17 protein-coding genes are annotated in these 19738 nt (G+C 73.3%); 5 read left to right on the top strand and 12 right to left on the bottom strand.

Annotation, left to right across the window (positions count from 1 at the left end; all coding sequences use genetic code 11):
- Positions 1-80: 80 nt before the first annotated feature.
- From ACFXGA_RS11630 to ACFXGA_RS11615, 4 genes are read right to left on the bottom strand one after another with little or no spacing between them, the layout of a single operon-like run.
- Positions 81-1790, bottom strand: a complete 1710-nt coding sequence (locus ACFXGA_RS11630; protein ID WP_378086785.1) for an amylo-alpha-1,6-glucosidase — start codon at positions 1788-1790, stop codon at positions 81-83.
- A gap of 15 nt (positions 1791-1805) precedes the next feature.
- A complete protein-coding gene (locus ACFXGA_RS11625; RefSeq protein ID WP_378086789.1) occupies positions 1806-2567 on the bottom strand; it encodes a carbohydrate ABC transporter permease in 762 nt (253 codons plus the stop codon).
- 47 nt (positions 2568-2614) lie between these two features.
- Complete coding sequence (locus ACFXGA_RS11620; RefSeq protein ID WP_378086783.1) at positions 2615-3496, bottom strand: carbohydrate ABC transporter permease; 882 nt, start codon at positions 3494-3496, stop codon at positions 2615-2617.
- A 4-nt stretch (positions 3497-3500) separates the two neighbouring features.
- Complete coding sequence (locus tag ACFXGA_RS11615) at positions 3501-4739, bottom strand: extracellular solute-binding protein (RefSeq protein WP_378086781.1); 1239 nt, start codon at positions 4737-4739, stop codon at positions 3501-3503.
- 159 nt (positions 4740-4898) lie between these two features.
- Here ACFXGA_RS11615 and ACFXGA_RS11610 point away from each other — a divergent pair, with 159 nt between their 5' ends.
- Positions 4899-5909: a LacI family DNA-binding transcriptional regulator gene (locus tag ACFXGA_RS11610; protein ID WP_378086779.1), complete on the top strand. Its 1011-nt coding sequence runs from the start codon at positions 4899-4901 to the stop codon at positions 5907-5909.
- 112 nt (positions 5910-6021) lie between these two features.
- Positions 6022-8565, top strand: a complete 2544-nt coding sequence (locus ACFXGA_RS11605; protein ID WP_378086777.1) for a hypothetical protein — start codon at positions 6022-6024, stop codon at positions 8563-8565.
- Between the two features lie 92 nt (positions 8566-8657).
- Here ACFXGA_RS11605 and ACFXGA_RS11600 read toward each other — a convergent pair whose 3' ends face one another.
- The 3 genes from ACFXGA_RS11600 to ACFXGA_RS11590 are packed head-to-tail and all read right to left on the bottom strand — an operon-like array spanning position 8658 to position 12118.
- Positions 8658-9731, bottom strand: a complete 1074-nt coding sequence (locus ACFXGA_RS11600; protein WP_378086775.1) for a sporulation protein — start codon at positions 9729-9731, stop codon at positions 8658-8660.
- A gap of 30 nt (positions 9732-9761) precedes the next feature.
- On the bottom strand, positions 9762-10808 hold the full coding sequence (locus tag ACFXGA_RS11595; protein ID WP_378086773.1) for a hemolysin family protein: 1047 nt from the start codon (positions 10806-10808) through the stop codon (positions 9762-9764).
- The gene (locus ACFXGA_RS11590) at positions 10805-12118 is read right to left on the bottom strand and encodes a hemolysin family protein (RefSeq protein WP_378086771.1); all 1314 of its coding nucleotides are present in this window, start codon (positions 12116-12118) and stop codon (positions 10805-10807) included. Before ACFXGA_RS11590 ends, ACFXGA_RS11595 begins: the two co-directional genes overlap by 4 nt.
- A 149-nt stretch (positions 12119-12267) precedes the next feature.
- On the opposite strand from ACFXGA_RS11590, the gene ACFXGA_RS11585 reads away from it, so the two are divergent.
- A complete protein-coding gene (locus ACFXGA_RS11585; protein WP_378086769.1) occupies positions 12268-12666 on the top strand; it encodes a MerR family transcriptional regulator in 399 nt (132 codons plus the stop codon).
- Here ACFXGA_RS11585 and ACFXGA_RS11580 read toward each other — a convergent pair.
- The gene (locus ACFXGA_RS11580) at positions 12586-13932 is read right to left on the bottom strand and encodes a hemolysin family protein (RefSeq protein WP_378086768.1); all 1347 of its coding nucleotides are present in this window, start codon (positions 13930-13932) and stop codon (positions 12586-12588) included. The genes ACFXGA_RS11585 and ACFXGA_RS11580 overlap by 81 nt on opposite strands.
- Before the next feature lie 109 nt (positions 13933-14041).
- On the bottom strand, positions 14042-14944 hold the full coding sequence (locus tag ACFXGA_RS11575) for a neutral zinc metallopeptidase (protein WP_378086766.1): 903 nt from the start codon (positions 14942-14944) through the stop codon (positions 14042-14044).
- 147 nt (positions 14945-15091) lie between these two features.
- On the opposite strand from ACFXGA_RS11575, the gene ACFXGA_RS11570 reads away from it, so the two are divergent.
- The gene (locus ACFXGA_RS11570) at positions 15092-16117 is read left to right on the top strand and encodes a hypothetical protein (protein WP_378086764.1); all 1026 of its coding nucleotides are present in this window, start codon (positions 15092-15094) and stop codon (positions 16115-16117) included.
- 59 nt (positions 16118-16176) lie between these two features.
- Positions 16177-17190, top strand: coding sequence for a HEAT repeat domain-containing protein (locus ACFXGA_RS11565; protein ID WP_378086762.1), 1014 nt, complete (start codon positions 16177-16179; stop codon positions 17188-17190).
- Between the two features lie 24 nt (positions 17191-17214).
- Here the strand turns inward: ACFXGA_RS11565 and ACFXGA_RS11560 are convergent, their stop codons facing one another.
- The 3 genes from ACFXGA_RS11560 to ACFXGA_RS11550 form a co-directional block, all read right to left on the bottom strand.
- The gene (locus ACFXGA_RS11560; protein ID WP_378086760.1) at positions 17215-17940 is read right to left on the bottom strand and encodes a thioesterase II family protein; all 726 of its coding nucleotides are present in this window, start codon (positions 17938-17940) and stop codon (positions 17215-17217) included.
- A 124-nt stretch (positions 17941-18064) separates the two neighbouring features.
- Positions 18065-18796, bottom strand: coding sequence for an ABC transporter permease (locus ACFXGA_RS11555; protein WP_378086758.1), 732 nt, complete (start codon positions 18794-18796; stop codon positions 18065-18067).
- Positions 18783-19736 carry an ABC transporter ATP-binding protein gene (locus tag ACFXGA_RS11550; RefSeq protein WP_378086756.1) on the bottom strand — a complete coding sequence of 318 codons (954 nt, stop codon included), beginning with the start codon at positions 19734-19736 and terminating at the stop codon, positions 18783-18785. Before ACFXGA_RS11550 ends, ACFXGA_RS11555 begins: the two co-directional genes overlap by 14 nt.
- Between the last annotated feature and the right edge of the window lie 2 nt (positions 19737-19738).

The following is a 19738-nucleotide window of genomic DNA, read 5'->3' as shown; positions in this document are numbered from 1 at the left end:
AAGACACAGACAGACACTGTGAGCGACCCCCCCCGGGCAGGGGGGGGGGGGCGCCACCCCGCGCCCCTGTGGGACCCCCCTCACCGCGTGCCGGCCAGCCGGGCCTCGGCGTCGCCGGCGAGCAGCAGGTAGGCGGCGGCGGTCCAGGTGTACGCGCGGTCCCGCAGCCCTTCGCCGGTGAGCGCGTCGAAGTTCTCCGCGAACCCGCTCTTCTCGCACACCGCGCGGAAGCGGGCGCTGATCTCGTCGGCCAGCTCGACCGCTCCCCCTCGGCGCAGGCCGTCCTCGACGAGCACGGTGGACGGCGCCCACACCGGGCCGCGCCAGTAGCCGTCGGCCTCGTAGTGCGGCGAGTCGGGCCGTTCGGTGGCCGGGCCGACGGCGGTCAGGTGCCGGGCGACGCCCTCGGCGAGCTTCGCGTGCACGTCCGGCGGCAGGGTCGCGCCGAGGACGACGGGCACGAGGTCGAGCAGGCTCGCCGTGGTGCGCGTGGCGCCGTCCACGGCACGGCTGGTGAACGCCGTCCCGTCCCACAGCCGGGTCAGCATCGCGTCCAGCACCGTCGCGGCTTCCCGGTCCCAGTGCGCCGCGGCGGTCGGGTCCCCGAGTTCGCGGGCCATCGTGGACAGCTCGGTCAGCTGCGCGACCAGGAACGCCGCGAGGTCGGCGGACTGGACGAGCCGCCGCCCGTCGAAGACGGTCGCGTTGTCCCACCCGCTGTCGTTGCCGTGCTCGTAGTGCGGCAGCGGCTCGCCGGGCACGCGGCGGTGGTCGAGCCAGAACGTCGTCCACGCCGCCAGCCGCCGGTACAGACCGGGCAGTTCGGCGGCCGGGATGCCGCCCGGCAGCCGCGACCGCAGCCTGGTCACCGCCCAGCCGTGCACGGGTGGTTTGACGAAGTTGTGCAGCACCTCGGCGTGCGTGACGGAGTCCGGCAGCGCGCCTTCCGCGGTCTGGTGGTCGAACACCACCTGGAGCTGGTCCCACGCCAGACCGGGCGCGCCCGGCGCGAGGGCGAGCGCGTTGAAGCAGTGGTCCCAGCTCCAGACCTTGTCCATCCAGTTCTTCGACATCAGCACGGCGGGGCGGCGCAGGAAGCCGGCCGGGCTCACCGTCGCCGACCACAGCACGTAGCACGCGAGTCCGGCGGCCGGGGTGCGGTCGCCCCGCCAGGGCGCGACGTCGTCCGCGAACCGCTCGAACGACCGCCGCGAGGCCGCCACCACCTCGGCGAACGTCGCGGTGGCGGCGAACCGGGCGCGCGTGGTCGTCATCTCCTCCACCGCCACCTCCCACGGGCCGCCGTCACCGCCGACGACGACCGCCCGTTCCGCCGTGCCGAGCGCGCCCGCGCCGACCACGTCCGCGTGCCCGGCCGGCACGGTCACCCGGTAGCGGTGGCCCGTCTCGTAGGAGGTGAAGACGTACGCCGACGTGACGGGGTCGTGGAAGAGGAACGTGCCGGTGAAGGGGGTCAGGGTGTCGTCCGCCGCGGCGATGCGCAGGCCGAGGCCGTGACCGGAGATCCGGAGCGCGGTGGGCGACTCGAACGCCGCCTCGACCGCGCCGCGGCCGGCGGTCCAGGTGAGCACCGCGGGGTTCGCGGTCACCTCGGCGGTCACCCGTGCCCCGGCGAGCACCGGCACGAGGGACAGCACCGCGTGCATGCCGTTGCGGTGGGACACGAGGTGCAGGTCGTCGGCGTAGGCGGCGAGCCCCACGACCGCGGACACGCCGAACCACGCCCCCGGGTGGCTGAACGGGATCTCGCGCACCGAGAAGTCGTCCACAGCAGTCCTCCCGAATCAGTCCTTGACGGCGCCCGACGTGACGCCCGCCGCGACGAAGCGCTGGGCCAGCACGAGCAGCGCGGTGGCGGGCACGGAGGCGACCACGGCGGTGGCCATGATCGCGTTCCACTCCTGGTTGTTGTTGCCGATGTAGCGGTAGATGCCCAGGGTCAGCGGTTGCAGCGGGCCGCCGCTGTCGAGCGTCGCGGCGAACACGAAGTCCGACCACGCCCACAGGAACGCGAACAGCCCGGCGGTGATCACCCCGTTGCGGCTCGCGGGCAGCACCACGGACCGGAACGTGCGGAACGCGCCCGCGCCGTCGACCCGCGCCGCCTGCACCACCTCGTCCGGCACGGCGGCCAGGAACGCCGTCAGGACCAGCACGGCGAACGGCACCGCGATCGTGGAGTCGGCGACCACCAGGCCCCACAGGGTGTTGGTGATGCCGAGCCTGACGTAGATGCCGTACAGCCCCAGCGCCATGACGGCGCCGGGGATCATCTGCGCGACCAGCAGCGCGAACGTCAGCGCTCCCCGGCCGCGCGGGCGCAGCTTCGCCAGCGAGTACGCCGCCGGCGCGGCCACCGCCAAGGTCAGGGCCGCGGCGCCGAGCCCGACCAGCAGGCTGGTCGCGAAGTAGGGCAGTTGCTCGTCCAGGACGCGCGCGTACCCGTCGAACGTCGGGTCGCGCGGGAACAGGTCCGGCGGCGACTTGCGCATCGCGCCCGGCGGGGTCAGGGAGACCGCGACCATCCAGTAGACCGGGAACAGCATCACGGCGGTGAGCAGCAGCCCGGTGGCGGTGCGCCACCACGAGCGGGTCACGACGCCTCCTGGTGGCGTTGGGCGCGCACGTACACCAGGCCCGCGGCCACGGCGAGCAGGATGAGCAGGTTGCCGACCGCCGAGCTGGGCCCGAAGCGGGGCAGCAGGTTGCCGAAGCCCAGCTCGTAGGACCAGGTGGCGAGCGTGGTGGACGACCCGCTCGGGCCGCCGCGCGTCATGATCCAGACGAGGTCGAACACCTTCAGGGTGTAGACCAGGCCGAGCAGCAGGGTGACCGCGGAGACCGGCCGCAGCATCGGGAAGGTGACGTGCCGGAACGCCTGCCACGGGTTCGCGCCGTCCAGCGCCGACGCCTCGTGCACCTCGGCGGGGATGTTCCGCAGCCCGCTGTAGAGCAGGACGAGGTTGAACGGCACGCCGATCCAGGTGTTGGCGACGATCACCGACACCAGCGACCAGTCCGGCGAGGTCAGCCAGTTCACCCGGTCGAGGCCGACGGCGGCCAGGGCCGCGTTCACGATCCCGGACTCGCTGTTGAACATCCACGCCCACGTGGACGCCGACACGATCAGCGGCAGCAGCCACGGCACCAGGAACAACGCGCGGAGGGTGGCCGACAGCCGGAAGCCGCGGGCGAAGAACACCGCCATCGCCAACCCGATGGCGTACTGGAAGAACAGCGACGCGGCGGTGAACACGACGGTGTTGAGCAGGGCCACGCGGAAGACGGGATCGGCGAACACGGCGGCGTAGTTGGCCAGTCCGACCACCGGCGCGCCCCCGTGCACGAAGGTGCGGACGGTGTGGTCGCGGAGGCTCAGGTCGACCGTGGTCACCAGCGGGTAGCCGTAGCACAGCACGAGGTAGGCGACGAGCGGGGCGAGGAACGCCCAGCCGAGGAGGGTGCGGCGGTGCACGGCGCTACTTCGCCGACGCCGCGGCGCTCTGGGCGTCCCGCAGCGCGTCCGCGGCCGGCTTCGCCCCGGTGAGCACCGCCTGCACCGCCGTCCACAGCGGCTGGGAGATCCGCGGGTAGCGGGTGCCGAGGCCGTCCCCGGTCCGGCCCTTCGCCGAGCCCACGGCGTCCACCCACACCCGCAACCCCGGCTCGGCCTCGACCTGCTGCCGCTGCACGGCGGGGATCGCGGACACGTAGGTCAGCGCGGTGTCGGTGGCCAGCACGGTGTCGGCGCCGACCAGGCAGTTCGCGATCTTCGCGGCGGTCGCCTCGCGGTCCGCCCCACCCCGCGCGGGCACGGTGACGAACTCGCCGCCGGTCGGCGCGGGCGCGACGCCGCCGTCGCGGGCGGGGATCGGGACGACGCCGTACTCGAAGCCCAGCCGCGCGGCGTTGCCGAGCTGCCAGGTGCCGTTCTCCGCGAACGCGTACTCCCCGGTGGCGAACTCCTGCCAGCTCGTCGTCTGGGTGTTGCCGACGACCGAGTTCGGCGCGTACCCCCGGTCCAACCAGGACTTCCACAGCCCGACCGCCGCGACGGCCTCGGCGGAGGACAGGTCGGTCAGCTCCGCGCCGGCTCCCCAGAACCACGGCAGGAACTGGAAGGAGCCCTCCTCGGTGCCGATGGCGGAGAACGTGATGCCCTTGCCGCCCGCGCCCGCCACCCGGGCCAGCGCCGCGTCCAGCGCCGCCCAGCTCGTGAGCGAGGCGGGGTCGACGCCCGCCCGCGCCAGCACGGCCTTGTTGTAGTAGAGGGCCAGGGTGTTCGCGCCGATCGGCACGCCGTAGGTCTTGTCGCCGACCCGACCGGCGGCCACCAGGTTCGGCGACGCCTGGGACGCGTCCAGGCCGGAGTCCTCGTTGGCCTTCAGCACGCCGCCCTCGGCGAGCGTGGAGACCACCGGGTTGTCCACGACCAGCACGTCCGGTGCGGCGCCCTGCTGCGCGGCGAGCAGCACCTTGCCGGTCAGGTCGGACGTGTCGTACGCCTGCCGCTCCACCTCCACGCCGGCCTTCGCGCCGCACTCCGCGATCACGCGCGCCCACGCCGAGCCGCCGTCGAACTGCGGGTACGGGTCCCACACCGCGAACGGACCCGAACCGCCCCCGGTGGCGTCCCCGGCCGGGGAGCACGCGGTCAGCGACAGCCCCACCGCGGCCAGGGCGGCGGTCACGCGGCGGCGGGCGGTGGAGCGCGTCATGAGGTGGTCCTTCCCAGGTGGCGCGGGCGACCTGTCGAACCGGCATCGAACCGGTTCGACTAGCGCGATGTTGCGCCAAAGTAGCGGCACGTCACAAATCGCACAAGACCTCGTTGGCCTACCATCAGTGGCCTGTCGAACCGGTTGGACGGAGCGGGCATGAACATCGGCGAGATCGCCAAGCGGGCCGGCGTGTCCCGCAGCACGGTGTCCTACGCGCTCAGCGGGAAGCGCCCGGTGTCGGCCGCGACCGCGCAGCGCATCAACGACGTGATCGCCGAGCTGGGCTACCGGCCCAACGCCACCGCGCGGGCGCTGGCCGAGGGGCGCACCCGCACCGTGAGCCTGGTGATACCGCCCGCGAGCAGGCGGCTGACCGACGTGCAGCTCACCTTCGTCGCCGGGGTCGTGGAGGCGGCGGCCGCGCACGACCTCGACGTGCTGCTGTCGCCCAGCGGCGGCGACCACGACCGGTCGTTCGAGCGCGTGGTCACCGGCCGCCGGGTGGACGGCGTGATCCTGATGGAGATCCTCCTGGACGACCCGCGCGTGGCGCGGCTGGAGCAGGAGGCGCTGCCGTTCGTCACGATCGGCCACGTCGAGCACCCGGGCGCGTCGTCCTGGGTGGACGTGGACTACGCGGAGCTGATCAGCCGCTGCGTGCACCACCTCGCCGACCTCGGGCACCGCGACGTCGTGCTGATCAACCGGTCCGACGAGCTGGTCGCCGCCGGGTACGGGCCCGCCCTGCGCTCCTCCAGCGGCTTCCTCGCCGCGGCCGGGCAGCGCGGGCTGACCGCGCACGCGGTGTGTTGCGCCGACGAGCCCGCGGCCGGGGTGGCGTGCTTCGAGGACATCCGCCGCCGGTGGCCGGAGGTGACCGCGGCGGTGACGATCAACGAGGCGGCGCTGCCCGGCCTCCAGCGTGCCCTGCGCCACGAGGGCCTGGACGTGCCGGGCGACTTCTCGGTCACCGGCGTCATCGCGAGCCGCCTGGCGGAGGGCTTCCACCCCCCGCTGACCGCCGCCGACCTGCCCGCCGAGGAGATGGCCCGGCTCGCCGTGGACCTGCTGGTCGAGCGCATCGCCAACCCCGACGCGCCGCACCGCCACGCGCTGCTGCGACCGGTGATCTCGCTGCGGTCCAGCACGGGCGCCCGCCGCCGGTAGGGGCGAACCGGTTCGGAGCGCGCTGGCGGCATTGCGCCGGGAGATCGAGTCCCCGTACCGTCCGCGTTGTCGAACCGGTTCGAGAACTGTCCCCACGGCGTCCGGAGCACCCATGGTCCAACGGCGGACTCCCCGCGACACCCTGACCGTCGACCTCGGCGTCGGGACCGGCCCCTTCCACGGCGGCGCCGCCGGTTCCCTCTACGGGGTCTACGGCCCCGGAGTGCCCAGCGACGCCGTGCTCGCGGGCTTCCATCCCAGGACCCTGTCGACCAAGGCGCAGGACGGCCCGCAGCACCCCGGCGCGGACGCGCTGGAGGTCGTCGGGCCGTTCGTGGCCAACGGCGGACGCGACGTCTACGTCTACCTGACCGACATCTACCGCGGCTTCCCGTACCGGCGGCAGCCCGGCCCGGCCGGTCGGGACGACTACCGGGCCAAGGTGGAGGCCCAGGTCCGGCAGGTGGTGGCGTCGCCGTACCGCGACCACATCGTCTACGTGCCGTTCAACGAGCCGGAGGGCAACTTCCACGGCGCGGGCGAGCACGGCTACGACGGGGTGAGCTGGCTGGACGACCCGCGGGCGTTCTTCGAGGAGTGGGAACTGCTCCACCGCCTGATCAAGGCGCTCGACCCGCGCGCCCGCATCGCCGGCCCCAACACCAGCGTGCTCTACGACCAGGTCCGGGGTTTCCTGGAGCACTGCGCGGCGAACGACTGCCTGCCGGACGTGATCACCTGGCACGCGATGCGGTCGCCGGACGAGGTGCGCGAGGGCGTCGCCCGGTACCGCTCGTGGGAGCGGGAGCTGGGCATCGGCCCGCTGCCGGTCAACATCAACGAGTACGCCTTCCGCTACCACCTCTCGGTGCCCGGCCGGATGGTCCAGTGGATCGCCGCGCTGGAGGAGTCCAAGGTGGACGGGGACCTGGCGTACTGGAACATCGACGGCAACCTCAACGACAGCGTGGCCGAGGCGAACAAGCCCAACGGCCAGTGGTGGCTGTTCAACGCCTACGGCCGGATGAGCGGCGACACGGTCCTGGTGACCCCTCCGCACCCCGCCCTTCACGGCGTGGCCGCGCTCGACCGCGACAAGAGGCAGGCCCGCCTCCTCTTCGGCGGCGCGGGCGGTGCGGCGGACGTGCGGTTCGCCAACGTCGACCGGGCCGTGTTCGGCGATCGTGTGCACGTCACCGTGGAGGAGATCGCGTGGACCGGGCAGCTCGGCGACTCCCCCGCGCCGCGGCCCCTGCTCGACGCCGTGCGCGACGTCGGCGACGACGGCCTGGTGCTGCCGTTCACCGACCTGGACCCGATGTCGGCCTACCAGGTGATCGTCAGCCCGGCCGGCCGCGGCCCGACCGCCGGCGCGAGCACGCGGTGGCGGCGGACGTACGAGGCCGAGGACGCCGCGCACACCGGCGACGGGTGGAGCCTCAACGGCCCCGAGGGCAGCCCGGACGCCGTGGACCGGTTCGCCACCTCGAACCTGCACCACGTCGGCGGGCTGCGCACCGGTTCCGAGGTCGTGCTCTCGTTCGCCGTGGAGGTGCCGGAGACCGGCGTCTACGACGTCGCCGTGTACTCCAGCAGCCACCACAAGGACGCGAACGTCGCGGAGCGGGGACCGACCAACGTGTTCCTGCGCGTGGACGGCGGGCAGCCCCGGGAGCTGCTTCTGCCGGTGTCGTACGGGTGGGCGGTGTGGGAGCGCACCGACACCCGCGTGCGGTTGAGCGCGGGCGCGCACGTCATCACGCTGGCCGCGTCCGATCCGTTGCTCGGCTCGACGCGCGGTGACGTGACCGTCGACCGGATCGACCTCGCGTCGGTCGACCCGGACGGCTGGACGTCCTACGAGGCCGAGTACGCCGACCTGCGCTCCGCCGAGCCGCGCTACGGCGTCGAGCGGGCGTCCGGCCCCGGGGTCGTCGCCGTGCCGCGCGGTGGTTCGGCCACGTTCTGGGTGCACGGCGGCCGCGACGGGTACGCGACGGTGTGCTTCGACCACCTCGGCGGCGGTCGGGCGGACGTGGCGCTCAACGGCCACACCGTCGAGGGCCTCACCGTCGGCCCCGACCCCGGCGGCGACACCGCGCGCCTGTTCCTCTCCGCCGGCGTCAACCGGCTGACCGTGACCGGCGACGACGGCACCCTGCTCCTCGACCGGGTCCGCATCGGCCCGGCCGACGCGGCGGGGGCGGTGCAGGTGGCGGCGGAGAGCGGGCGGGTCACCGGGGCGGCGACGTTCGACGACCGCCCGTTCGCGTCCGGGCGGGTCGCGACGAACGTCGGCGACGGGCCGGCGAACGCGCTGGTCCTGGATGTGCCGGCCGAGCGGACCGGCACGCACGTGCTCGTGTTCCGCTACGCCAACGCCGAGGAGTCCGTCCCGACGCACTACAACCCCGACCCGGTGACGCGGTACGCGGACATCTCGGTCAACGGGCGGGTGCACCGGGTCGCGTTCCCGAACACCTTCCACCGCAACCAGTTCCGCGACCTCGCGGTGCCGGTGGACCTGGTGGCCGGGGCGAACCGCCTCACGATCACGGCGCGGAGGCCGGAGGGCGCGGCGGCCGACCGGTTCGGGCTGCGCTCGAAGTACGCGCCGGACATCGACTACGTGGTCGTCGCGCCACTGGTCGGCTGACGCGGCCGGCCGTCGGCGGCGCGAGCAGGCGGGCGAACGGGACGGGGCGTGGCAGGAGGTCCCGCCACGCCCCGTCCACTCGGGACCGCCGGTCACTCCTCGAACGCGAAGTCCTCGCCGCCGCCGTCGTCCTCGAAGACCTCTTCCACGACCTCGCCCAGGATCATGCCGCCGACCACGCCGGCCGCCGCGCCCGCCACGACACCGCCCATGCCGGGACCGCGGTGGTGCCCGTGGTGGTGGTCGTCGTAGTGGCCGCCGTGGTGCCCGTAACCCGGCTGGCCGTAGCCGGGCTGGTGGCCGTAGCCGGGCTGACCGTAGGCGGGCTGGCCGCCGAAGGCCGGGTTGCCGTGCTGCGGGTAGCCCGCCCCGTGGCCGCCGAACGCGGAGTGGCCGCCGCGCTCGGCGACCTGCGCCAGCCACTGGTTGATCGCGCCGGCCCAGTCGGTGTGCATCGCGTCCTGGTGCGACACGTGGAACCGGCCGAAGGCGTCGCCGCCGGAGGAGAACATCCCCCCGCGCTTGTCCGCCTCCAGCACCACCACCAACTCGTGCGGGTTGGTCACGAAGGTCAGCTCGACCTGGTTGATCCGACCCGCGTACTGGCCGGGCGGGAAGAACTCGATCTCCTGGTAGAAGCCCAACTCCTGGTTCACGCCGTGGATCCGGCCCGCCTCGACGTCCGCCGAGCGGAACTGGAAGCCCAGCTGCCCGAACGCCTCCAGCACCCGGTCCTGCGAGGGCAGCGGGCCCACCAGCAGCGGGTCGAGGTCGCCCTTGTCCGGGGCGCCGGAGATCACCAGCTCGGTCCGCACCCCCACGGTCATGCCGGGCAGCTGCTGCCCGCCCACCGCCGTGATGGGGGTCTCCCACGGGACCGGGAGCTGGAACGGCACGGTCACCGGCTGGTTCGGCGCGACCCGCACGCCCTGCGCGACCGGGACGCGCAGGAACTCCGAGACGCCGGCGAACTCGTGGTCGCCGTGCTCGACCTCCACCCGCGTCACCAGCGAGAGCACGATCTGGTCGATGTGGGCGTCGGCACTGCCGCCCTGCACGCGCACCTGGCCGGTCACGACCTGGCCGGGCGTGGCGTACGGGCTGTCCAGGACGGTGTCGACGGACGGCCCGCCGACACCGAAAGCACTGAGCATCCGTTTGAACATCGGGTTTCTTCCTCCGGGAGGGTGGTGTTTTCAGGTGGTGCGGAGCGGGGTGTCGGTCTCGTCCTCGAAGTCGCCGATCAGCTCTTCGAGGAGGTCTTCCAGCGCGGCGATGCCGACCACCCGGTCGTCCCGGTCGGCGACCAACGCCAACTGCGCCCGGTCGGCGCGCATCGCGGTCACCGCCTGGGCCACGGGCAGCGCGGCGGGCAGGGTGAGCGGTGCGGTCATCAGCTCGCGCGCCTTGACCGGCGCGCCGGTCGCCGTGGCGCGCACGGCTTCCCGGATGTGCACCAACCCGACGTAGCGGCCGTGCCGGTCCATCACCGGGAAGCGGGAGCGCCCGGACTCGCGGCTGCGCCGCTCGATCGCCGGCGCGCCGGTGTGCTCGGTGACGCTGACCGCCCGGTCGATGGGCACCATCACCTGCGCCACGGTCGTGTTGCGCAGTTGCAGCATCCGCGTGAGCAGGCGCTGCTGCCCCTCGGGGATCAGGCCGTGCTCGGCGGACTGGCGGACCAGCATCCGCAGGTCCTCCGGCCGGTGCGCCTGCGCCAGCTCGTCCTGCGGCTCGACCTTCATCAGCCGCAGCAGGCGGTTCGTGGTCTGGTTCAGCGCGGTGAGCAGCCAGCGGACGGAGTGCGCGAACGCGCGGAACGGCAGCGCCAGCAGCAGCGCCGAGCGCTCGGGGTGCGAGATCGCCCACGACTTCGGCGCCATCTCGCCGACCACCATGTGCAGGAACACCACCAGCACCAGGCTGAGCGTGAACGCGACGCCGTACGCCACCCCGTCCGGCAGGCCGAGCAGGCGCAGCACCGGGTCGAACAGGTCGGCCACGGCGGGCTTGGCCAACGCGCCCAGGCCCAGGGTGCACAGGGTGATGCCGAGCTGGGCGCCGGCGAGCATCAGCGACAGCTCGCGGACGCCCGCCACGGCCGCGCGGGCGGCGCGGCTGGTCTCGGCGGCCTGCTCCAGGCGGTGCCGCTTCGCGGCGATGAGGGCGAACTCCGCGGCCACGAAGAACGCGTTGAGCACCAGCAGGACCAGCGACAGCGAGAGCGACCAGGCGGTGCTCATCGGACACCCTCCCGTTCGGCCGCGACGGTCGCGATGACGACGCTGGCAGGCACGTTGCGGGCCACCGCGGCCACCCGCACCGACACCCCGTCGAACTCCACTTCGTCGTCCACCCGGGCGGTGCGGCCCAGCCGGTGCAGCACCAGGCCGGACACGGTGTCGTAGCTGTCGTCGGCGGGCAGCTCCACGCCGGTGCGGTCGGCGACCTCGTCCACCCGCGTCCGGCCGGGCACGAGCCACGTGCCCTCGCCGAGCGGTTCGATGCCGGCCTCGTCCAGGTCGTCCTCGTCCCGGATCTCGCCGACCAGCTCCTCGGCCAGGTCCTCCAGCGACACCACGCCGGCGAACCCGCCGAACTCGTCCACCACGCAGGCGAGCTGGCGGCGCTCGGCGCGCAGCCGTTCCAGCACGGCGGGCAGCGGCAGCGTCGAGGGCACCACCAGGGCGGGTGACGCGATGTCCCCGATCGGGGTGGTCGCGCGGTCCTCCGGCGGCACGGTCAACACCTCGGCCAGCCCGACCACGCCGCGCAGGTCGTCCAGGTGCTCGCCGAACACCGGGAACCGCGAGTGGCCGGTGTCCAGCAGCTCGACCACCCGGGCGGCGGGCTCGTCGGCGCGCACCGCCCGCACCGCCACGCGCGGCGTCATGGCCTGCTCGGCGACCAGCTCGCGGAAGCCCAGGCCGCGTTCCAGCAGGTGCGACAGCTCCGGGTCCAGGTGACCCTGGCTGCTCGCGTCGCCGATGATCTGCTTGAGGTCCTCGGGCGTGGCGCCCTGCGGCAGCTCCTCGACCGGCTCGATCCCGACCGCGCGCAGCAGCCGGTTGGCCGCCGCGTCGAACAGCCGGATCACCGGACCGGCCACCTTCAGGTAGGCCAGGGTGGACGCGCTCAGCGCCTTGGCCAGCGGTTCCGGGCGGGCGATGGCGAAGTTCTTGGGCAGCAGCTCGCCCAGCACCATCTGCACCACCGTGGCGAACACCAGCGCCACGACCATCGACAGCGACACCGCCACGGCGGGCGACAGGCCCGTCAGCCCGAGCAGGCCCGCGAGCCCGGAGCCCAGCAGGGGTTCGGCGACGTAACCGGCCAGCAGCGCGGTCACGGTGATCCCGAACTGCGCGCCGGAGAGCATGAAGGACAGCTTCTGCGTGACCCGGTAGGCCCGGCCGGCGGCCTTGTCGCCGCTCTCGGCCATCTGCCGCAGCCGGCCCCGGTCCACCGCCATGTAGGCGAACTCCTGGGCCACGAAGTACCCCGTGGCCGCGGTGAGGGCCACGATCGCGAGCACACCGGTGAAGATCAACACGGCGCACCCGCCACGAACGACGGATCGGTGATCAGCCGGGTCCCACCCGGCCGACTACTACAGGGTTCTGTGTCGGCACCATCAGGCATACTTCACACTAGCACGTGGCACTGTAGGGTTTACGGTGAGTGACACGGAGGTGAGACCGCGTGACGGACGTCCTGCTCAAGATCGGCGAACTCGCCGCTCGCGCCCAGGTCAGCCCCCGCACCGTCGACTACTACACGAGCCTCGGCCTGCTCACCCCCGCCAAGCGGACGGCGAGCAACTACCGGCTCTACCACCCGGCCGACGTCGAGCGGATCCACCTCATCCAACGCCTGGAGGTCCACGGAGTTCCCCTGGACGAGATCGTGACGGCCCTCACCAGCCGGCAGACCGACATCGGCCCGATCCTGGACCGCATCGACGAGGACCTGCGCGTGCTCCAGGTCGCCGCCGAGAACGCGTCGCCGGAGGTGCACGGTCTACTGGCCGCCGTCGCCACCCGGGTCCACTCCCTGATCACCGTCGCCCTCCAGATCCCGCCCGACCTGCCCCTGCCCTGAGCCGCGCCGCAGCCGCACCTCGGTGATCGCGTGGCGCTCGACCGCGAGCACCTCGACCGTCCACCCCGACACGGTCACCCGGTCGCCCGGCCGGTCCGGGATGTTCCCCAGGAGCACCAGGACCAGGCCGGCGACCGTGGCGTAGTCGCCCGCGGGCGCGTCGGTCAACTCCACCCCGATGTCCACCAGGTCGTGCACCGGGAACGACCCGGGCAGCACCAGCGAGCCGTCCTCGGCGACGCGGACGCCCAGCACGTCGCGGTCGGTCTCGTCGTAGATCTCGCCGACGATCTCCTCCAGCAGGTCCTCCAGCGTGACGATGCCCGCGACCGCGCCGTGCTCGTCCACCACCAGCGCCATCTGCTCGCGCTCGGCCTTGAACCGGCGCAGCGCGTCCGACACCCGGACCGTGTCCGGGAACACCACGGCGGGCCGCACCGCCCGCATCACGTCGCCGCCGTCGTCGTCCAGCAGGTCGCGCAGGTGGACGACGCCGACCACGTCGTCCAGGTGCCCGCCGCGCGCGACCGGCGCGCGGGAGTGACCCGAGGCGGCGAGCCGCGCCCGCGCCTCGGCGGTGCCGGTCTCGGCGGCCAGCGTCACCACCGCCCGCCGGGGCACCAGCACCTCGCGCAACCGGCGCTCGTGGATCTCCAGCGCCCCGGTGATGATCAGGCGCTGCTCCGGGTTCAGGCCGCGCTGCCCCGACACCAGCTCGCGCAGCTCCTCCGGGGACATCTGCTCGGGGTCGGCCTCCGGCGTGCCGCCGAACAGCCGCACCACCACGTTCGTGGACGCGCTCAGCAGCCACACCACCGGCCGGGACACCGTCGAGAGCAGGTCCAGCGGGCGCGCCACCAGCAACGCCCACCGCAGCGAGTACTGCATCGCCAGCCGCTTCGGGGCCAGCTCGCCGAACACCAGGGTCACGAACGTCAGCACGACCGTCACCAGGGCCACCGCCACGGCGTCGGCCGCGCGGCCGAGGAACCCCAGCAGCGGCACCACGGGCGCGGCGAGCGACACGGCCGCCGTCGCCGACGCGAGGAAGCCCGCCAGCGTGATCCCGACCTGGATCGTGGCGAGGAACCGGTTCGGGTCGCGGGCCAGCCGGACCAGCGTGCGCGCGCCGGCCCGGCCGTCGCGCTCCAGCGCCCGCAACTGCCCCTCGCGCAGCGAGATCAACGCCATCTCGCTGCCCGCGAACACCGCGTTGATCAACACCAGCACGGCGACCAGCGCGAGGTTGAACCCGTAACCGTCCACGTCCGCTCCGCAATCCGACCGAGTGGTCGGAACGCTACTGCGGGAGGGCACCGCCCACCGGGCGAAGCGGGGGTGCGCCGTTCACCCGTTCGCGCGGCGCGTCGGGGGTTCAGCCGAGGTCGTCGGTGCCGAACGTGTCGCACTGCGCCGGCGAACCCGTCCGCAGCCCGGTGGTGTACCACTTCTGCCGCTGCTCGGACGAGCCGTGGCTGAACTGGGTCGTGTCCACCCGGCCGCCGCCGAGTTCGCGCTGGATGAAGTCGTCGCCGATGCGGGCGGCGGCGTCCAGGGCCGCGTCCACGTCGGCCTGGGTGACGTCGGTGATCAGCGGCTTGCCCGACGCGGTCGGGGTGGTGGTGGCGTGGTTGGCCCACGCGCCCGCGTAGCAGTCGGCCTGCAGTTCGAGCCGCACCGAGTCCGACGTCGGGCCCTGGCGGGTGCGCACGCGGTCGTTGGTGCCCAGGAGGTTCTGCACGTGGTGGCCGTACTCGTGGGCGATCACGTACGCCTCGACGAACGGGCCGCCGGTCGCGCCGAACTTCGTCTGCAGCTCCCGGAAGAAGGTGAGGTCGATGTAGACCTGCGCGTCCGCCGGGCAGTAGAACGGGCCGACCGCGGACGTGGCGTTGCCGCAGCGGGTGCGCACGCCGCCGGAGAAGAAGTTGGTCTTCGCGGTCTGGTAGGTGCGGCCCGAGCGCGCGAACTCGTCCGACCAGAACGCCTGCACCGAGTTGACGATCGCCAGCGCCCGGCAGTCCGCCTCCCGGTTCGCGTCCGCGCCCGTCCGGCACCTGGCGCCGATCGCCTGCGTGTCCACCTGCTGGTTGCGGCCCACGTCCTCGAACCCGGACCCGGCCGGCAGCTCCGGCACGCCGCCGAGCTGCGACAGCACCAGGTAGATGATCAGCCCGACGATCCCGAGCCCGCCGCCGCCCAGCGCCACCCGACCGCCCACGCCGCGCTGGTCGACCACCTGGGAGGCGTCCAGCTCGGCGCCCTCGTTGAACTGCACGGTGCATCCTCCTCGGACGCCGGGACGGATCTCGCACGCGGGATCGTCCCACGCGCCCCCGCCGGGGTGTGCCGGCGGGTGCGCTCGTCACGGGCTTGACCTTGACACGGTGACAACGTGTCCACTGGTGTTCGGGAGGTGGTTGCCATGACCACGACGAACACGACACCGCACCCGGTGGCCGCGGCCCTGGGCGCGGCCGACGCGTCGGTCCGGCTCCGGGCGGCCCTGGCGGCCGGCTCGCACCCCGACCCGGTGCTGCTGGACCCGCTCGTGCGGCGGTGCGCGGTCGAGCCGGACTTCTTCGTCCGGGACATGCTGTCCTGGGCGCTGACCCGCCTGCCGCCGGAGCTGGTGCTGCCCCGGCTGCGGCGTGAGCTGGACGCCGAGGGGGCGCGGGCACGCGGCCAGGCGCTGCACACGTTGTCCAAGATCGGTGATCGGCGGGCGTGGGCGTGGATCACGCGCGGGATGCTGCGGGACGCGGACGACGACGTGGCGCGGACCGCGTGGCGCGTCGCGGTGGCGCTCGTGCCGGAGGAGGGACGGTCGGCCCTGGCCGACGAGCTGGTCACGCAACTCGGCCGCGGTGGGCACGACGTGCGGCTGAGCCTGAGCCGGGCGCTGGTCGACCTGGGGGACGTGGTCGAGCCGGTGCTGGCGCGGGCGGCGGCGAGCCGTGACGCGGAGGTGGCGGCGCACGCGCGGGCCACCGAGTTGCTGCGGCGGGATCCGGAGACCGGCTTCGACGCGGCTATCGCCGAGGCGCAGCGGATCGTCGCCCTCGGCCCGTCCGCCGCCGGCGGGTCGGGCGATGACGCCGGCGCGGCCGAGGGCAGCCCGGCCGAGGGCAGCCCGGCCGAGGCCAGCCCCGCGGAGGCCAACCCCGCGGAGGGCGGCGCAGCAGAAGGCAGCGCGGCGACCGAGTTCGGTCAGGCGGCGGAGGGCGGCCGGCCGGCGGAGGCCGGTCGGGCGGCCGAGAGCGCCGGGACGGCACACAACACCGGGTCGGCGCAGAACACCGGATCGGGCGAGGACGAATCGGCGGCCGGGAGCGGCCGGCCCGAGGTCGGTCGGGCGGCCGAGGGCGGTGTGGCGGAGGCCGGTCGGGCGGCCGGGAGCGGCCCGGTCGGAGAGGATGGCCGGGCGGCGGAGGGTGGCCGGGGCGCGTAGGCGGCCGGGGCGCGACGGCGTGGGCGTGGTGGCGGGGCTGTGGAGGGCGGTGACCGAGGGTGCTGATCGGCGAGGTGGCCCGTCGCTCGGGCGTGAGCACGCGGATGCTGCGGCACTACGACGCGCTCGGGCTGGTGCGGCCGACCGGGCGGACCGTCGGCGGTTACCGCGAGTACTCCCCCGAGGACATCCGCCGGATCTTCCACGTGGAGAGCCTGCGGTCGCTCGGCCTCTCGCTCAAGCAGGTCGGCCGCGCCCTCGAAGATCCGGGGTTCACGCCGTCCGCCCTGGTCGGCGACCTCATCCGGTGGGTGGAGGAGCGCTTGGCGCGGGACCGGGAGCTGCTCGAACGGCTCCGCGCGATCGACGCGTCCGCGCCCACCGGGTGGCCGGACGTGCTGCGCACCGTCGAACTGCTCCAGGGCTTGACCTCGACCAGCGCCGCGCGGCGCCAGCAGGCGGCCCTCGCCCGACCGGAGGGCGGCGCGGTGCCCGCGGAGGTGCTGGCCGAGGCGGTCCTGGCCGAGGAGGACCCCAACGTCGCGGGCGCGCTGCGCTGGGCGCTCGCCCGGTCGGGCGGTGACGGCGGGCCGGCGTTGGCCGCCGGGCTGCGCTCGGCGGACGTGGACGTCCGGCGGCGGGCGGTGGTGGCGATCGCCGGGATGGCCGAGGGGCCGGCGGGGACCGCGGTGCTCGTGGAGGCGCTGGCCGACCCGGACCCGGCGGTGCGCGGGCACGCGGCCCTGGCGCTGGGCGGACGTGGGGTGACCGCGGCCGTGCCGGCCCTCGTCGACATGGTCGTGCGCGGGAGGAACGACGTCGACGCGGCGGAGGCCCTGGCCGCGCTGTGCCGGGACCGCGGGTGCGCGGACCGGGTCACGGCCGCGCTGGTGGACGCGCTCGCCGCGCACGCCGAGCCCGCGGTGCGGATCCGCCTCATCCAGGCGTTGGTCGAGCTGCCGGGGACCGCCGCGCGCGAGGCCGTGCGCCGGCTGGCCGACGACGCCGACCCGGCGGTGGCCCTGGTCGCCTCGGCCCTCGCGGACCGGCGCGCAGGGGACGACGACGCCTGACGCGCACCGCCGCCCCGGACCGCGTCACCTGGCCGAGGCCGCCTTCCGCTGCCAGAGCAGCTGGATCTTCGACTCCATCAGCGCGGCCATCTCCGGCCTGCGCTCCTCCACGAAGAAGTGCCCCCCGTCGAACTCGGTGGTCGTGACGGGGTGCTCGGTGTAGCGCTGCCACTGGTCCGTGACGACCCGGTCGTCCCGGCCCTCCATCAGCACGATCGGGCACCGCAGCGGCTCGAAGGCCGTGTCCCGGTAGCCGCCCAGCAGCCGCAGGTCCGCCGCGATGATCGGGGCGAAGTAGCTCATGAAGTCCGCGTCGGCCAAGTTCTCCTCGCTCAACCCGCCGTAGTCGCGCAGCACCTGCTTCAACCCCTCCGGCGTGTCGAGGTCGGCCACCGCCTTGAACGTGCTGTCGCACGGCGCGGCCGACCCGGAACTGAAGAACACCAGCGGCGGGTTGTCCAGGCGCTCCTGGCAGAGCTTGGCGACCTCGTAGCCGATCACGCTGCCCATGCTGTGGCCCCAGATGGCGAACGTGCCCCGGAACGAGTCGACCATCTCGGTGAAGATGTCGCGGGCGAGCAGGGGCAGCGACGCCGGCATGGGCGTGGTGGTCCGCTGCTCCCGCAACGGGTACCGGGCGATCCGCACGTCGATGCCGTCGCCGAACGCGAACTTCCACTTGCTGTAGTACAGCATCCCCGCGCCCGCGTGCGGGAAGCACACGAGCGGGAGCTTTTCCACGACGCTCACGAACAACCTCTCCTGTCCAGTCTCCGGCGGTGGACCGGATCACCCGGGTCGCCCTGACGACGACACGGCCACGTCCGCCGTCCGCGTGGCCGTGCCGCCGACCAACACCCGGTCCGGGCGCGGGTCACGCCCGTTCGAGGAACCGCACGGCCCCGAAGAACCCGACGACCGTCCACGCGCCGAGGATGATGTAGCTGATGGGCTGCGCCTCGAACGTCGTGTGCGCCAACGACGCCCGCATCACCTCGGCCATGTGGTAGATCGGCAGCACCTCGTGCACCGCCTGCACCCAGCCGGGCAGCCGGTCGATCGGGAAGTTGATCGGCGAGAACATCAGCGACACGAACGCGATGAGCTGCGACAGCGCCATCGCGGGCTCGGCCGGGATGACGAACGAGTAGCCGTACCCGATGGCGAAGCAGGACAGCACCATGAGCACGAACGCGGGGATGATCGTCCACGAGATCGCGTAGCCGGGCTCGAAGATCAGGTGCGCGACGAAGACCGAGATCGCGATGGCCGGGACGGTCACCATGGCCCAGATGCCGACGTCGGCGATCAGGAACAGCTTGCGGCTCACCGGCAGCGACTTCACGAAGTCGAGGTAGCCGGTCATCTTCGCGCCCGCGTTCTGCATCGGCACGGTCACCAGCGCGGTCATGATCAGCACGATCGTCGGCGCGCCGGTGGCGAGGTACAGCATGCCGCCGCCCTCCGGCGACGACATCAGGTACGAGAAGCCGATCGCCACGCCGAGCGCGATGACGACCATGATGATCGAGAAGACGACCAGGTAGCTGCCCTGCTTGCGGGCCTGGAGTTCGATCACGTACTTGAGCTTGCTACCGCTGGACACCTTCGACCGCTCCCCTGTTGCCGACGAGTTCGATGTACATGTCTTCGAGGGTGATTTCGGTGAGGGAGTACTCCGCGAGCAGGCCGCGGTCGCGCTGCTCGGCGGCCCACTTCAAAGCCTCGGAGGCGAGTTCGCGCTCGAACGTGAGGGTCAGCTCCGCGTTGGCGACCTTGAGGTCCTCGCCCCACGCCGGCTTGTCGAACCGGTCCTCGGTCGCCTTGGCGACGGCCTCCAGCTTCATCCGGTTGCCGGCCGCCTCCGCCCTGATCTGGCGCGCGTTGCCCTGCTTGACGACCTTGCCCTCGTTGAGCACGGCCATGGTGTCGACCGTGTTCTCCGCCTCGCGGATGCTGTGAGTGACCACGACGACGGCGGTGCCGTCGTGCGTGAGGTCGCGGATCGCGCTCCACAGGTAGCGCCGCCGGACCGGGTCCACGTCGTTGGTCGGCTCGTCCAGGATCACCGCGCGGCCGGGGGCGACCGCGGCCATGCAGAACCCGGTGAGGCGCAGGACGCCGCCGGAGAGCTTGGTGCCCTGCACGTCCGCCCACTGCATGATGTCGAGCTTCTCGAACAGCTCGGTGGTGCGCCGGTCCACCTCCTCGGGGCCGACCCCGCGGAGCTGGCCCATGACGCGGGTGACCGACCGCGGCGTCAGCTCGCCGAGCGGCGTCTTGGACTGGGGCTGCACCGAGCACAGGTAGCGCCCCAGGTTCCGGTTCTTCACGACGTCCTGGCCGTCGATGACGATCGAACCCGAGTCGGGCTTCAGCAGCCCCAGCAACTGGTTCACGATCGTCGTCTTGCCCGCGCCGTTGTGGCCGAACAGGCCGAACACCTCGCCCTCCGCGACGTGCAGGCTCACGTCGTCGTTGGCGAGCGTCCGACGACCCCTCGATTTATACGATTTCGTGACGTGGTCCAGCTCGATCACAGCCATGG

The organism is Actinosynnema sp. NPDC059335, from assembly GCF_042752395.1.
In the GTDB taxonomy this organism is placed as follows: Bacteria; Actinomycetota; Actinomycetes; order Mycobacteriales; family Pseudonocardiaceae; genus Actinosynnema.
Note: the sequence above shows the minus strand (reverse complement) of the source record. Positions and strands in the feature narration are given on the sequence as shown.